Source organism: Streptacidiphilus neutrinimicus, assembly GCF_000787815.1.
GTDB lineage: Bacteria > Actinomycetota > Actinomycetes > Streptomycetales > Streptomycetaceae > Streptacidiphilus > Streptacidiphilus neutrinimicus.
This window is the reverse complement of sequence record NZ_BBPO01000006.1, coordinates 129737-142718: the sequence shown is the minus strand read 5'-3', so window position 1 is coordinate 142718 and position 12982 is coordinate 129737. Positions and strand designations below refer to the sequence as shown.

At 72.9% G+C, this 12982-nt stretch carries 12 protein-coding genes; 4 read left to right on the top strand and 8 right to left on the bottom strand.

Translation table 11 applies throughout. From position 1 onward, the window contains the following. The 4 genes from TR48_RS06840 to TR48_RS06825 form a co-directional block, all read right to left on the bottom strand. The coding region (locus TR48_RS06840) for a thiolase family protein (protein WP_042364991.1) at positions 1-405 on the bottom strand (405 nt) is incomplete at its 3' end. Between the two features lie 110 nt (positions 406-515). After that, positions 516-1664 (bottom strand): L,D-transpeptidase family protein, encoded by a 1149-nt coding sequence (locus tag TR48_RS44905; protein ID WP_052442449.1) that lies wholly within the window; start codon positions 1662-1664, stop codon positions 516-518. Positions 1665-1972: 308 nt separating this feature from the next. Continuing rightward, positions 1973-2416 carry a Zn-ribbon domain-containing OB-fold protein gene (locus tag TR48_RS06830; protein WP_042364990.1) on the bottom strand — a complete coding sequence of 148 codons (444 nt, stop codon included), beginning with the start codon at positions 2414-2416 and terminating at the stop codon, positions 1973-1975. Positions 2417-2471: 55 nt separating this feature from the next. Beyond that, positions 2472-2927 (bottom strand): DoxX family membrane protein, encoded by a 456-nt coding sequence (locus tag TR48_RS06825; protein ID WP_042365047.1) that lies wholly within the window; start codon positions 2925-2927, stop codon positions 2472-2474. A gap of 165 nt (positions 2928-3092) precedes the next feature. On the opposite strand from TR48_RS06825, the gene TR48_RS06820 reads away from it, so the two are divergent. The 3 genes from TR48_RS06820 to TR48_RS06810 all read left to right on the top strand — a co-directional run bounded on the left by TR48_RS06820 (position 3093) and on the right by TR48_RS06810 (position 6767). Next, on the top strand, positions 3093-5249 hold the full coding sequence (locus TR48_RS06820; RefSeq protein ID WP_042364989.1) for an acetate--CoA ligase family protein: 2157 nt from the start codon (positions 3093-3095) through the stop codon (positions 5247-5249). Continuing rightward, positions 5246-6061, top strand: a complete 816-nt coding sequence (locus tag TR48_RS06815) for an enoyl-CoA hydratase/isomerase family protein (RefSeq protein WP_042364988.1) — start codon at positions 5246-5248, stop codon at positions 6059-6061. The genes TR48_RS06820 and TR48_RS06815 overlap by 4 nt, the downstream gene beginning before the upstream one ends. Positions 6062-6149: 88 nt before the next feature. After that, a complete protein-coding gene (locus TR48_RS06810) occupies positions 6150-6767 on the top strand; it encodes a flavin reductase family protein (protein WP_236652040.1) in 618 nt (205 codons plus the stop codon). Here the strand turns inward: TR48_RS06810 and TR48_RS06805 are convergent. Further along, on the bottom strand, positions 6739-8127 hold the full coding sequence (locus TR48_RS06805) for an MFS transporter (protein WP_439654443.1): 1389 nt from the start codon (positions 8125-8127) through the stop codon (positions 6739-6741). The genes TR48_RS06810 and TR48_RS06805 overlap by 29 nt on opposite strands. 89 nt (positions 8128-8216) lie before the next feature. On the opposite strand from TR48_RS06805, the gene TR48_RS06800 reads away from it, so the two are divergent. Continuing rightward, on the top strand, positions 8217-9212 hold the full coding sequence (locus TR48_RS06800; RefSeq protein ID WP_042364986.1) for a GlxA family transcriptional regulator: 996 nt from the start codon (positions 8217-8219) through the stop codon (positions 9210-9212). 350 nt (positions 9213-9562) lie between these two features. Here TR48_RS06800 and TR48_RS06795 read toward each other — a convergent pair whose 3' ends face one another. The 3 genes from TR48_RS06795 to TR48_RS06785 all read right to left on the bottom strand — a co-directional run bounded on the left by TR48_RS06795 (position 9563) and on the right by TR48_RS06785 (position 12933). Beyond that, positions 9563-10207: an NADPH-dependent F420 reductase gene (locus tag TR48_RS06795; RefSeq protein WP_042364985.1), complete on the bottom strand. Its 645-nt coding sequence runs from the start codon at positions 10205-10207 to the stop codon at positions 9563-9565. A gap of 118 nt (positions 10208-10325) precedes the next feature. After that, positions 10326-11399, bottom strand: a complete 1074-nt coding sequence (locus tag TR48_RS06790) for a Zn-dependent alcohol dehydrogenase (RefSeq protein ID WP_042364984.1) — start codon at positions 11397-11399, stop codon at positions 10326-10328. Between the two features lie 46 nt (positions 11400-11445). Next, positions 11446-12933 (bottom strand): aldehyde dehydrogenase family protein, encoded by a 1488-nt coding sequence (locus tag TR48_RS06785; protein ID WP_042364983.1) that lies wholly within the window; start codon positions 12931-12933, stop codon positions 11446-11448. Positions 12934-12982 lie beyond the last annotated feature (49 nt).

Genomic DNA, 12982 nt, shown 5'->3' with positions numbered 1-12982 from the left:
CGCGCGGCGGGCCGCGCCCGCGCGCACCGCGTGGTCGGCGGTGGCGAGCGCGTAGGAGAAGCCCGAGCAGACGGTGTTCACGTCGTACGCCGCCGGGGTCGGGATGCCGAGGCGCGCGGCGACCTGGGCGGCGGTGTTGGGGCTGCGGTCGATCGCGGTGCAGGTGGCGACGACGACCAGGTCCACGCTCTGCGGATCGAAGCCGCTGGCGGCCAGCGCCTTGGCGGCGGCGCGGGAGGCCATGTCGGCGACCGTCTCGTCGGGGGCCGCGATGTGCCGCCGACGGATGCCCACCCGCGAAGTGATCCACTCGTCGCTCGTGTCGACCAGCGACGCGAGATCGTCGTTGGTGAGGACCTTGGACGGCTGGTAGTGACCCAACGCGACGATGCGGGAACCTGTCATGGCTCCCACTCAAGCTGATTACCGATGGGTCTCCCGGAGAGGCTTGGCACAGGATCCACCGATGGGAGCTGTAGATCTCGGACAAACCCTCACAACGTGCGACGTTCGCGTCACTGTGCGAGCGAGGAGGCGTCACCCATCACGATGACCGGGTGCTTGGACGGGTCCAGCGCCTGCAGCAGCGCCCGCATGTCCGCCTTGGCCAGCGCGACGCAGCCGTGCGTCGGGCCGCCGTGGTCGACGTGGACCCAGATGCCGCCGCCGCGCGAGGCCCCCATCGGGCGCTCCGCGCTCAGCGGGGAGGTGCCGGGGACGTGGTTGTAGTTGATGGCGACGACGTAGTCGAACGCGTCCGCCAGCGACTCGCCCTCGAAGCCGGTGCCCGGCGCCTGGAACGCGGAGGAGTGCGTGTAGGGCAGCTTGGTGCCCGGGTTCGCGTCGAGACCGCCGGCGTCGGTCAGCGAGAAGACTCCGATCGGGCTGTGCAGGTCGCCCGCCTGGTGGTCGGTCGTCCAGCCGTCCTTGGCGTTGCGGGCCGCCCAGGTCGGGCCGGGCATCCAGCCGCCCGCGGCGGTGCGGGTGTAGAGGACGGCCGTGCCGGTGTTCTGGCTCCTGCCGCTGCCGGTCACCAGCAGCACCTGCTGTGCGTCGGCCGGCACCTTGGCGAGGAAGCCCGGTCCGAGCCCCGGCAGTTGCCTGACCTCAGCCGCGGGGGTGGCCCGGTCGACCGAGCGGGAGGCGTCGCCGTTGCCGGTGCGCCCGGCCACGGGGACGGCCGAGGAGTCCGCCTGCGTGCCGGACTTCGCGTCGTGGTGCGGGTTCACGAACCCGGCCACCGCTATCACCGCGACGGCCGCGACCGAGCCGACGCCGAGGAAGCTGGTGCGCTTCAGACGCTTGCGCCGCGCCTGGGCACGGACCGCGGCGCGCGCCTGGGCGCGGCTCTGCCGAGGGGAGTCGGCCACGTCGTGGCGGGCTGCCACACGCTGGGCGCCGGACGCCCGCTGACCGCCCGAGGTCCACTCGCCGCCGGAGCCTCCGGCCACATCGCCGTACGCGGCATCGCGGTACGCCGCGTCGCGGTACGCCGCATCGCCGTACGCAGCTTCACCGCACGCAGCGTCACCGAAGGCCGTGTCACCGTAGGCCGCGTCGATGAACGCGGCGTCGCCGTAGACGGCGTGCCCGTCGTGGGGCCCGTCGGGGTGCGGCGTGGTGGCGGGTCGGGGCGCGGAGCCGGGTCGGGCGTGGCTGGACATAACTGGATCCTCGCAGGTGGTCGACATGACGCGGGCAGCTGAGCCGCAGGCCTCCACCTCTCAGTCCCTCCGCCCGCACCTTGCTGTGCAGGCGTCACGGCCGTCACGCTACCCCCATCGAGTGATCGTGGAGGGCATCGGCGTGTCTGGGGCCGCCGGTTTCTGAGCGCCGTTCAGCCCGCGACACGCCCGTCCGCCAAGGGCGACCGGGCACTGCCTGCAACCACGTGCCGTCAGCACACGGATCACCCGATGTGTCTAAGGTCACAGGATCCACACAGCGTCAGGCTACCGGGTGGGCGTGTCTTCTACGGCCCTGACGGGGCCCGACGATCCGTCGGACGAAACACGGGCACCGGGGGACCTGGTTCGCCTTCTCCTGCAAAAGCGACAAAGTCGGCAACAAGCTCCATATCCACCTGAAGCAGCGTCGGATCGCAGTCCACGATCGTGGTCATCATGCGCGGCCCCTCGGCCAACTCCACGACGGCGGCGACATAGGGGAGCCGGTCGCGGAAGGGCGGCAGGTCGTTGGCGTGGACGACGGACCAGGTGTAGAGGGTGGCCCGGCCACTCGCCTGCTCCCAGGAGACGTCCTCACTCCAGCACAGCGGGCAGAACTCGCGCGGATAGTGGTGCGCACGTCCGCAGGCCTGGCAGCGGCGTAGCAGGAGCCGGCCCTCGGCGGCGGCATCCCAGAAGGGTTGGGTGAAGGCGTCCTGCTCGGGGAGGTCGGTGCGGGGGGTGGGCATCAGGCGCCTCCGTCGATCGGTCGATGCGGACAGCTGCGGCTCGCACGCGCTCGGCTCACGCGCCGAAGAGATGGAAGGCCCGGTCGAGCGACCAGCACTGCCAGCTCGCGGCGAGCAGGCTGACCAGCGAGATGAGCGCCATCATCAGGTTCTGTCCCTGCTCGGCCCAGTCATGGATCATCAGGACGAAGTAGAGGAGGTTGAGCAACAGCCCTGCCGCGAGCGCGATCGGACTGAGCAGCCCGAGGGTGAGGCCGAGACCGAGGGCGAGTTCGGCGAAGACGACGACGTAGGCCATCAGCCGCGGACGGGGCGCGACCACGCGGTCGAAGCAGTCCCGGACCGAGGCCCAGCGGTGGCGGGAGGCGACGCCCTTGGCCCACTCGATGCCGGAGGACCGCTGCAGCCAGCCCTTCTTGTCCTTGTGGCGCCAGCTCTCCAGCCACCACAGACCGAGCCCGATCCGCAGCACCGCGAACCACTGGGCCGCCGACAGTCCGTAGGTGTGCACCGTCTGCACGTGCGGCCTCCCCGTCCGGTGACGCGCCGGTGGCGCGGAAGGAAACATTTGGCTGACGCCCCGTCAGTTTGCCGTCTTCCTGCGGAGCTCTGCCGACAGTAATCTGATGGTACGTCAGATTCTAGAGAGCGGGACAGACCGGATCGGAGGCGCGCCATGCGGGAGACGGACACCGTGACCGACGCGAGCGGACGGCCGCTCCGTCCGCGGGCGGTGGACCTGGACCGCTTCTTCCGGCCCGCGTCCGTCGCCGTCGTCGGCGCGTCCGACACCCCGGGCCGGCCCAACACCGGGATCACCCGGCAGCTGCGGGCCTGGTCGGAGCGGGTGGGCGCGCGCATGTACCCGGTCAACCCCGGGCGGGAACAGGTCGACGGCCTGCCCTGCTACCCGGACCTCGCCGCCATCCCGGCCGACCCGGACGCGGACCCGATCGACCTGGCCGTGATCCTGCTCGCCGATCCCGCGGCCGTCGTGCCACAGCTGATCGAGGCGAAGGTCAAGTTCGCCGTCGCCTTCGCCTCCGGCTTCGCGGAGACCGGCGAGAGCGGGCGCCAGGCGCAGCGGCGGCTGGAGAGCTTGGTCGCGGACGCGCCGACCGGCCTGCGGCTGCTCGGCCCCAACACCAACCTCAACGCGTTCGAGCGGTTCCGCGACGACCTGACCGGGCCGGCCATCGCGCTGATCACCCAGTCAGGCCACCAGGGCCGGCCGCTGTTCACGCTGCAGGAGCTCGGCATCCGGCTGAGCCACTGGGCGCCGACGGGGAACGAGGCGGACCTGGAGGTCGCCGACTTCATGCAGTGGTTCGCCGACCAGCCCGAGATCGGCGCGATCGCCGCCTACATCGAGGGCATCAAGGACGGCCGGGCGTTCCTGCTCGCGGCGGACCACGCGGCCAGACGCGGCGTCCCGGTGGTCGCGGTCAAGGTCGGCCGCACCGACGAGGGCGCGCGGATGGCCCAGTCCCATACCGGCAAGCTGACCGGCGCGGACGACGTGGTGGACGCGGCCTTCCGCCAGTTCGGCGTGATCCGCGTCGAGGGGCTGGACGAACTGCAGGACACCGCGGCCCTGCTGGCGCGGGCTAGGCCGCCGAAGGCGCCCGGCGTGGTCGTCTACTCCATCTCCGGCGGGACGGGCGCCCACCTCGCCGACATGGCCTCGGCGAGCGGGCTGACCCTGCCGCGGCTCTCCCAGGCCAAGCAGGACGAGCTGCACCAGTGGATCCCCGACTACCTGAGCGTGGCCAACCCCGTCGACAACGGCGGCCACCCGGTGGGCGACTGGCGCGGCCGCAAGATCCTCGACGCGCTCCTGGACGACCCGGACGTGGGCGTCCTCATCTGCCCGATCACCGGGCCGTTCCCGCCGATGAGCGACAAGCTGGCCGAGGACCTGGTCGCGGTCGCCGAGACCACGGACAAGCTGGTCTGCGTCATCTGGGGCTCGCCGGTCGGGACCGAGACCGCCTACCGGGAGACGCTGCTCGGCTCCTCCCGGGTCGCCGTCTTCCGCACCTTCGGCAACTGCGTCCGCGCCGTCTCCGCCTACCTGCGGCACCACGAGTTCGCGCGCTCCTACCGCTCCCCCTTCGACGAGGCCCCGCGCGAGCCCTGTGCCGGAAAGGCGAAGGCGCAGCGGCTGTTCCACAAGGGCGAGAAGCTGAGCGAGTTCGCCGCCAAGCAGTTGCTGCGCTCCTACGGCATCCGGGTGCCGCGCGAGCAGTTGGTGACGAGCGCGGCCGGCGCGGTGCGGGCGGCCGGGGTGGTCGGGTATCCGGTGGTGCTCAAGGGCTCCGCGCCGGGCGTCGCGCACAAGACCGAGCTGGGCCTGGTGAAGGTCGGGTTGACCAGTGCGAGCCAGGTGCGGGAGGCGTTCCGGGAGTTGACGGAGAACGCGCGAGCGGGCGGCATCCCGAGACTCGACGGCGTGCTGGTCTGCCAGATGGTCGAGGCCGGCGTCGAGATGGTCGTCGGCGTCACGGACGACGCGGTGTTCGGGCCGACGGTGACGGTCGGCATGGGCGGGGTGTTCGTCGAGGTGATGCGGGACACCACGGTGCTGGTCCCGCCGTTCGGGGCCGCCGACGTCCGCGCCGCGCTGGCCCGGCTGCGATGTCGCCCGTTGCTGGACGGTGTGCGCGGGCTGCCGCCGATGGACGTGGAGGCGCTGGTCGAGGTGGTGCTGCGGGTCCAGCGCATGGCGCTCGACCTGGGAGATCAGCTGGCGGAGCTGGACATCAACCCGCTGGTGGTGCTGGAGCGGGGCAAGGGAGTCGTGGCCCTGGACGCCCTGGCGGTGTGCCGATGAGCGGCGACGCGGTGCTGCTGGTGCAGGACGCCGCGCCCGGGGTGCGGCGGCTGACGCTGAACCGTCCCGGGGCGCTCAACGCCGTCACGGCCGAGCTGCGCGAGCGGCTGATCGCCGCGCTCGACGAGGCCTCGGCCGACCGGTCCGTGCGGGTCGTGGTCCTGACCGGCGCGGGCCGGGCGTTCTGCTCCGGCGCGGATCTGAGCGGTGGCACGAGCCGCACGGCGGGCGGAGCCGCCGCTCCCCCGGTGGCCGGGGATGTCGCGCGGATGCTGCGGCACGGGGTGCAGCGCATGATCACGGCCGTACTGGACTGCGAGAAGCCGGTGCTGTGCGCGCTGAACGGCGTGGCGGCCGGGGTCGGCGTCCAACTGGCCCTGGCATGCGACCTGGTCGTCGCCGCCGAGGAAGCCTCCCTGGTGCAGGTCTTCGGCAAGCGCGGCCTGGTCCCGGACGGTGGCGCGGCCTGGCTGCTGCCGCGCCTGGTGGGCCTGCAGCGGGCCAAGGAGCTGCTGTTCTTCGGTGACAAGGTCCGCGCGGTGGACGCCGAACGCCTGGGGCTGGTCAACCGGGTGGTGCCCGGCCGGGAGCTGGAGAAGGCGGTGGCGGAGTGGTCCGAACGCCTCGCCGCCGGCCCGACGCGCGCCTACGCGCTGACGAAGGCGCTGGTCAACGCGTCCCTGGACGCGGACCGCGCCTCCTGTTTCGCGGCGGAGGCGACGGCCCAGGAGATCAACATGACGACGTTCGACGCGCAGGAAGGCGTCCGGGCCTTCGTGGAGCGGCGCGAGGCCGGGTTCGAGGGACGGTAGAGGCATCGCCGCTACTTCCGGGACTCGGCTTCCGCTCTGACAAATCATCAGATTCAATTGACAGGACCACAGCCGGAGGAGCGAACCCATGGGCCACGAAGGAATGGCGGTCGCGGCCGTCCGCTACCTGCGGGCGGCGGGTGCGCCGTTGAGCGTCGCGCCCGTCGTGGCCGAGGCTGTCGCGAAGCCGGAGCTCCAGGCGGACGCGGACGCGCGGGCGCTGCGGGACACGCTCGGGCACTTCGCCACCGGGGTGACGGTCATCACCGCCGCCGCCGAGGACGGGCAGCCGGTGGGATTCGCCTGCCAGTCCTTCGCCTCGCTCTCCCTCGACCCGCCCCTGATCTGCTTCAACGTCGCCCGCACCTCCTCCAGTTGGCCGCGGATCGCCCGCACTGGGGCGTTCTGCGTGAACGTGCTGGCCGAGGACCAGGGTGGGCTGTGCCGGTCGTTCGCGGTCAGCGCGTCGACCGGCGCGGACAAGTTCGCCGGAGTGGCCTGGGAGGCCGCGCCCGCGACGGGTTCGCCCCGACTGGAGGGCGCGCTGGCGTGGGTGGACTGCACCATCCACGCTGTGCACACCGGCGGGGACCACCTGATCGTGCTCGGCCGCGTCCGTGAACTCGCCGCACCGCGCGGCGGGGAGGCCGGGCCGCTGGTCTTCTACCGCAGCGGCTTCAGGCAGTTGCGGGAACCGCGGGGCTGAGCACGACGGGGTCGCCGGCCGCCGGCTTGCGCAGCAGCAACGAGCAGACCGCCGCGACCGCGCACAGCGCCCCGGCGCCGTACCAGGCCAGGTCGTAGCTGCCGAGCTGGTCGCGGATCACCCCGGCGACGGCGGCGACGACCGCCGCGCCGATCTGGTGGCCGCTGAGCACCCAGCCGAAGACGACCGGGGCGTCCTCGCCGAACCACTCCCGGCACAGCGCGACCGTGGGAGGCACCGTAGCCACCCAGTCCAGGCCGTAGAACATGATGAAGACGACCATGCTCGGGTGCACGGTCCTGGCGAACAGCACGGGCAGCACCAGCAGCGATGCCCCGCGCAGCAGGTAGTAGACGCCGAGCAGTCGGCGCGAGTCCAGCCGGTCGGTGAGCCAGCCGGAGAAGACCGTGCCGACCACGTCGAAGACCCCGACGAGCGCGAGCTGGGACGCGGCGGCGGTCTCCGGCATGCCGTGGTCGCCCGCGGCCGGGATGAAGTGGGTGCCGACCAGGCCGTTGGTGGTCGCCCCGCAGATCGCGAAGGAGCCCGTCAGCAGCCAGAACGCGCGGCTGCGGGACGCCTCGCGCAGGACCCGCAGCGCCCGCGGCCCGCGCCCGGCGGGCGCCTCCGGCTCGGCGTGGTCCTCGGGCGCACCGTAGGGCAGGAGGCCGAGGTCGGACGGGCGCTCCCGCATCAGCAGCGCGACGACCGGCACCACCGCGAGCGCGCAGACCGCCACCGCGACGGAGGCGCTGCGCCAGCCGTACTGCTGCACCAGCCAGGCCAGCACCGGCAGGAAGACCAGGTTGCCCGCCGCGCTCGCCGCCGTCAGCACGCCGGTCACCAGGCCCCGCTGCGCGACGAACCACCGGCTGGTGACGGTCGCGCTGAACGCCAGCGCCATCGAGCCCGAGCCCAGGCCGACGAGGAAACCCCACCCCAGCAGCAGCTCCCAGGGCTGGTCCATGACGACGGTCACCCCGGCGCCGAGCGCCATCACCGCGAGCGCGGCGGAGACCACCGGCCGGATGCCGAAACGGTCCATCAGCGCGGCGGCGAACGGGGCGGCGAGGCCGTTCAGCAGCATGTTGATCGAGACGGCCGCGCCGACCAGGCCGTGCGACCACCCGAACTCGTGGTGCAGCGGTTCCATCAGGAGGGAGGGCGTCGAACGGAAGCCCGCCGCGCCGACGAGGACGACGAGCGCGACGGCGGCGACGATCCACGCGTAGTGCAGGCGCGGGCCACGTGGGGCGCGCGGTCCGCGTGGGGCGCGCGGTCCGCGTGTGTCCCGCGTCCCGTGCGGAGGAGTGTGGCCGGAGGGGTCGGCGGCGGAGGCGGAGGCAGGCTGATCGGTCACCTGCCGAGCTTGCCCGGCGGCCCGGGACCGCTTCGAGTGGCCGGAAGGCCACCTTGCGCAAAGATCGGGCCACGAGAGAGGCTGGCGCCATGGCCCTGAGCACCCCGGCATCGGACGCGCACCCGCACGAGGTCGCCGTCCTGGCGCTGGACGGCGTGGTGGCGTTCGAGCTGTCGACGCCGTCGCGGATCTTCGAGTCCGCGCACGAACGGGGCACCGCGCCCCACTACCGGGTGCGCACCTGCTCGCTGGACGGCGGGCCGGTGCAGACCAGCACCGATTTCAAGGTCCTCATCGACCACGGCCCGGAACTGCTCGCGCAGGCCGACACGGTGATCGTGCCGGCCTCCTTCGAGCTGGGCCCCGTCTTCGCCGAGGGCCGCTTGCCCGCCCAGTTGGAGCTCGCGCTCGCTCACGTCCGGCCCGGCACGCGCATGGTGTCCATCTGCACCGGCTCCTTCGTCCTCGCCGCGGCCGGACTGCTCGACGGCCGCCGGGCGACGACGCACTGGCGCTACACCGAGCAGTTCCGGCGGCTCTTCCCGCAGGTCCTGCTCGACCCCGACGTGCTGTTCACGGACGACGGCGAGGTGCTGACGTCCGGCGGCGTCGCGGCCGGCATCGACCTGTGCCTGCACATGGTCCGCCGCGACCTCGGCTCCGCCGTGGCCAACCATGTCGCCCGCCGCTGCGTCGTCGCGCCCTGGCGCGAGGGCGGGCAGGCCCAGTACGTCGACATGGTCGTCCCCGAGGTCGGCACCTCCGGCACGGCCCCGGCCCGTGCCCACGCGCTGCGCCACCTCGAGGACAACCTCACGCTCGGCCTGCTCGCCGAGCGCTGCGGGATGAGCGTGCGCACCTTCACCCGCCGCTTCCGCGAGGAGACGGGCCAGAGCCCGGTGCAGTGGCTGCTGGTCCAGCGCGTGCACCGGGCCCGCAGGCTGCTGGAGGAGGGCGAGCTGACGGTGGACCGGATCGCCCACCAGGTCGGCTTCGGCAGCGCGGCGGGCCTGCGGCAGCACATGCACAGCGTGCTCGGGGTCTCCCCGACGGCCTACCGCAGAACCTTCCGCGCGGTGGGCTGACGGCCGGCCGTCCGCACACCGGCCCTCCCGGCCGCCGTGCGGACGCGCAACAGGCGCTGCCCGGCCGAACCTGCGCGGGGCCACGACCGGCGGCGACGGCGTCCGCGACCGAAGGCACGCGCAGCACGGGCGGGCCCCGCGCGGGGCCACGACCGGCGGCGTCCGGCGTCCGCGACCGAAGGCACGCGCAGCACGGGCGGGGTCCCCGCGCAGCCACGACCGGCGGCGACCGGCGACCGGCGACCGGCGACCGGCGACCGGCGACCGGCGACCGGCGACCGGCGACCGGCGTCCGGCGTCCGGCGTCCGGCGTCCGGCGTCCGGCGTCCGGCGTCCGGCGTCCGGGGGCGCTACCCCATCACGGCGAAGTTGAAGTCCCCCGTCCCGAGCAGGCCGTAGAGGCGGACCCAGAGGCCGACGAGCTGCTCGACCGAGCGCGCGCTGGTGAGGTCGCCGAGGTCGAGGATCTGGTCGTCCGCCCAGCCGAAGGCCTGGAGCAGCGCGCTCACCTCGGCCTTCGCCTCCGCGTCGTCGCCGCTGAGGAAGACGTTGTGGTGGCCCGGCACGCGGCTCGGGTCGACCATGACGGCGTTGTTCATGGTGTTCAGCGTCTTCACCACCCGGGCCTCCGGAAAGGCGCGCTGCAGCTGCTCGGCGACGCTGACGCCGTCCGGGGCGACGATCTTCGGCGGGAAGCCCTCCGAGAAGTCGAGCGCGTTGGAGACGTCGACGACGACCTTGCCGCGCAGGTTCTCCGCGCCCGCCGCGGTGAGCACGGCCAGGGAGACCAGGCCGCCGGTCGCGTTGACGACCAGGTCGGCGTCGGCCGCCGCGTCGGCGAAGGTGCCGTGGGCGCCGGCGTTGCCCTCCGCCCACTCCTTGGCCGCGGCGTTGTCGGCCGTCCGCGAACCCATGGTGACCTGGTGGTCCAGCCCGGCGAGCCGCGTGGCCAGGGTGCGGCCGACCTCGCCCGTGCCGAGGACTGCGATCTTCATGCGCGTTCCTGTCTGCTCTGTGGTGTGCCCGACCTGTCTGTGTCCAGACCGATCATGCAGCGGCGCGGCGCGTCCCGCAGGCAGATCGCACGTCCTCGACCGAAAGAGGCGACAGGCCTCAGAACGTCAGCACCGCGCGGGCGACCGCGCCGGTGTGCGTGGCGTCGGCCGCCGCCTCGAACTCGGTCACCGGGAAGGTGCAGGTGACGAGTTCGTCGAGAAGCAGCCGGCCGGAGGCGTAGAGCTGGGCGTAGCGGGCGATGTCCCGCTGCGGGCGGGAGGAGCCGTAACGGCAGCCGAGGATGGACTTGTCCAGGAAGAGCTCCGCAGGACGGAAGGACGCCTCCGCCTCCGCCCCCGGCATGCCCAGCAGGACTGCCTGGCCGTGACGGTCCAACATGTCGATGGCCTGCCGGGTGAGCCGGGTCGGACCGACGCACTCGAAGGCGTGATCCACGCCGTTCGGGACGAGGGCCTTCACCGCCGCGACCGTGTCCCGGGCGGCGCGCGCGTCGACGAAGTCGGTCGCGCCGAAGGTGCGGGCGATGCCCTCCTTGTCAGCGACGGCATCGATCGCCACGATCCGCGAGGCGCCAGCGATCCGCGCGCCCTGGATGACGTTGAGGCCGATGCCGCCGCAGCCGATGACGGCGACGGTGTCGCCCGTCTCCACCCGGGCCCGGTTCAGCACCGCGCCGACCCCGGTCAGCACGCCGCAGCCGATCAGCGCGGCGGAGGTGAACGGGATCTCCGGATCGATCGGCACCACCTGGACCGCCTTGACCACCGTCCGCTCCGCGAAGACGGAGGTGGAGGCAAAGTTGTAGAGCTCCTGGCCGCTGCCGTCACGGGTGAACGGCTTCGTCGGCATGCCGATCGCCTTGCGGCACATGGTCGGCCGGCCGAGCGCGCACTCGCGGCAGGTTCCGCAGTTGGCCAGGGTGGAGAGCGCGACGTGGTCGCCCGGCCGGACGTGGGTGACGCCCGCGCCGACCGCCTCGACCGTGCCGGCGCCCTCGTGCCCGAGCACCACCGGGACCGGGAAGGGGATGGTCCCGTCGATCACCGACAGGTCGCTGTGACAGAGGCCGGCGGCGGCGATCCGCACCAGGACCTCGCCCGGTCCCGCGTCACGGACCGTCAGGTCGTGGACCACCTGCGGGGCCTTGCCGTCGAAGATGACACCTTTCATGCTGCCCGAACCTCGCTCTCTCTTCTCTGCTCTGCTCGCTTCCCTGTCAGGACTGCCAGACGACGGCCTGCTGCTCGCTGTAGGCGTGCAGGCCGTAGGAGCCGCCGTCGCGGCCGACGCCGCTCTGCTTGAAGCCCCCGAAGGGCGTCTCCGGGTGGCGCTGCGCGGTGTTGATGCCGACGTTGCCGCTGCGCAGGCGCGCGGCGAGCGCGTAGGCGCGGGCGGTGTCGGCGGTGAAGACGTAGTCGTAGAGCCCGTACTCGGTGGAGTCGGCGATGGCGAGGGCCTCCTCGTCGTCGCCGAACGGGATCACCACGACGACCGGCCCGAAGACCTCCTCGCGGGCGATCGTCATCCGCGGCGTCACGTCCGCGAGCAGCGTGGGCGCGACGAAGAACCCGGTGCCGGGCAGTTCCGGCGCGTCCGGGGTGCGCTCCTTGCGGGTGCCGCCGAACACCAGCCTGGCCCCCTCGGCGAGGGCGCCGGTGATGTAGCCCTCGACGCGGTCGCGGTGCGCGGCGGAGATGACCGGACCGACGACCGTCGTCTCCAGCAGCGGGTCCCCGACGGGCAGCCGCGCGGCGAAGCGGGTCAGACCTGCGATCACCTCGTCGTAGCGGGAGCGGTGCACGAGCGCCCTGGTGGGCGCGGTGCAGATCTGGCCCGAGTGGAAGGCCCAGGTGGAGCCGATCGCCGGGAGCGCCTTGGTCAGGTCGGCGTCCTCCAGGACGATGGCCGCGCCCTTGCCGCCGAGCTCCATCAGCAGCCGCTTCATGGTTGCGCCGCCGTCGCTGGCGATGCGGCGGCCGACGGCGGTCGAGCCGGTGAAGCTGATCATGTCGACGTCGGGCGAGGCGACGAGGGCGGCGCCGGCGGCCGCGCCGGAGTCGGTGACGACGTTGAACAGCCCGGCGGGCGCGCCCGCCTCGACGAAGATCTCGCCGAGCTTGAGGCAGGCCAGCGGGTCCTGCGGGGCGGGCTTGGCGACGACGGTGTTGCCCATCGCGAGGGCCGGGGCGAGCTTTCCGGCCAGGTTGACGATGGGGAAGTTGTAGGAGGTGATGCAGCCGACGACGCCGACGGGCCGCCGGGCGGCGGCGGCGTTGGTGAGGCCGCCCGCGGCGAGGGGCGTGGCCGCGACCGGGTGGGCGGGCAACGACTCGACGGTGGGCTCCAGCGCCCCGCGCGCGTACCGCCGGAAGCGGTCGGCGACGACGGGCAGTTGCATGGTCGAGGCGACACGGATCGTTGCACCGGTCTCGGCTTGGAGCAGTGGTACGAAGTCGGCCGCGTGCTCCATCACGAGATCGGCGATCCGCTCCAAGAGCAGTGCTCGTTTCGCTGGCGCGGTCGCCGCCCACACCGCCTGCGCGGCCCGCGCGGCGGCGACGGCGTCCGCGACGTCGGCTGCGGACGCTTCGGGCGCGTGGCCGACGAGACCTTCGGTGCCGGGGTTGATGACGGGGTAGCCACCGGCTCCACCCTCGCGCCATTCATTGGCGATGAAGAGCCGGTGCGGGGTTGCTTCTGCCATTGACGCGCACGTCCTTCACTTCGGTGAGTTCAGGGGCGCGAGGAACTGC

Bases quoted from the DNA above. Each gene is read 5' to 3' on its own strand.
- TR48_RS06815 (WP_042364988.1), top strand. From the start codon at position 5,246: ATGAGCGGCGACGCGGTGCTGCTGGTGCAGGACGCCGCGCCCGGGGTG.
- TR48_RS44905 (WP_052442449.1), bottom strand. From the start codon at position 1,664: ATGTCCAGCCACGCCCGACCCGGCTCCGCGCCCCGACCCGCCACCACG.
- TR48_RS06800 (WP_042364986.1), top strand. From the start codon at position 8,217: ATGGCCCTGAGCACCCCGGCATCGGACGCGCACCCGCACGAGGTCGCC.
- TR48_RS06795 (WP_042364985.1), bottom strand. From the start codon at position 10,207: ATGAAGATCGCAGTCCTCGGCACGGGCGAGGTCGGCCGCACCCTGGCC.
- TR48_RS06785 (WP_042364983.1), bottom strand. From the start codon at position 12,933: ATGGCAGAAGCAACCCCGCACCGGCTCTTCATCGCCAATGAATGGCGC.
- TR48_RS06790 (WP_042364984.1), bottom strand. From the start codon at position 11,399: ATGAAAGGTGTCATCTTCGACGGCAAGGCCCCGCAGGTGGTCCACGAC.
- TR48_RS06830 (WP_042364990.1), bottom strand. From the start codon at position 2,416: ATGCCCACCCCCCGCACCGACCTCCCCGAGCAGGACGCCTTCACCCAA.
- TR48_RS06820 (WP_042364989.1), top strand. From the start codon at position 3,093: ATGCGGGAGACGGACACCGTGACCGACGCGAGCGGACGGCCGCTCCGT.
- TR48_RS06810 (WP_236652040.1), top strand. From the start codon at position 6,150: ATGGGCCACGAAGGAATGGCGGTCGCGGCCGTCCGCTACCTGCGGGCG.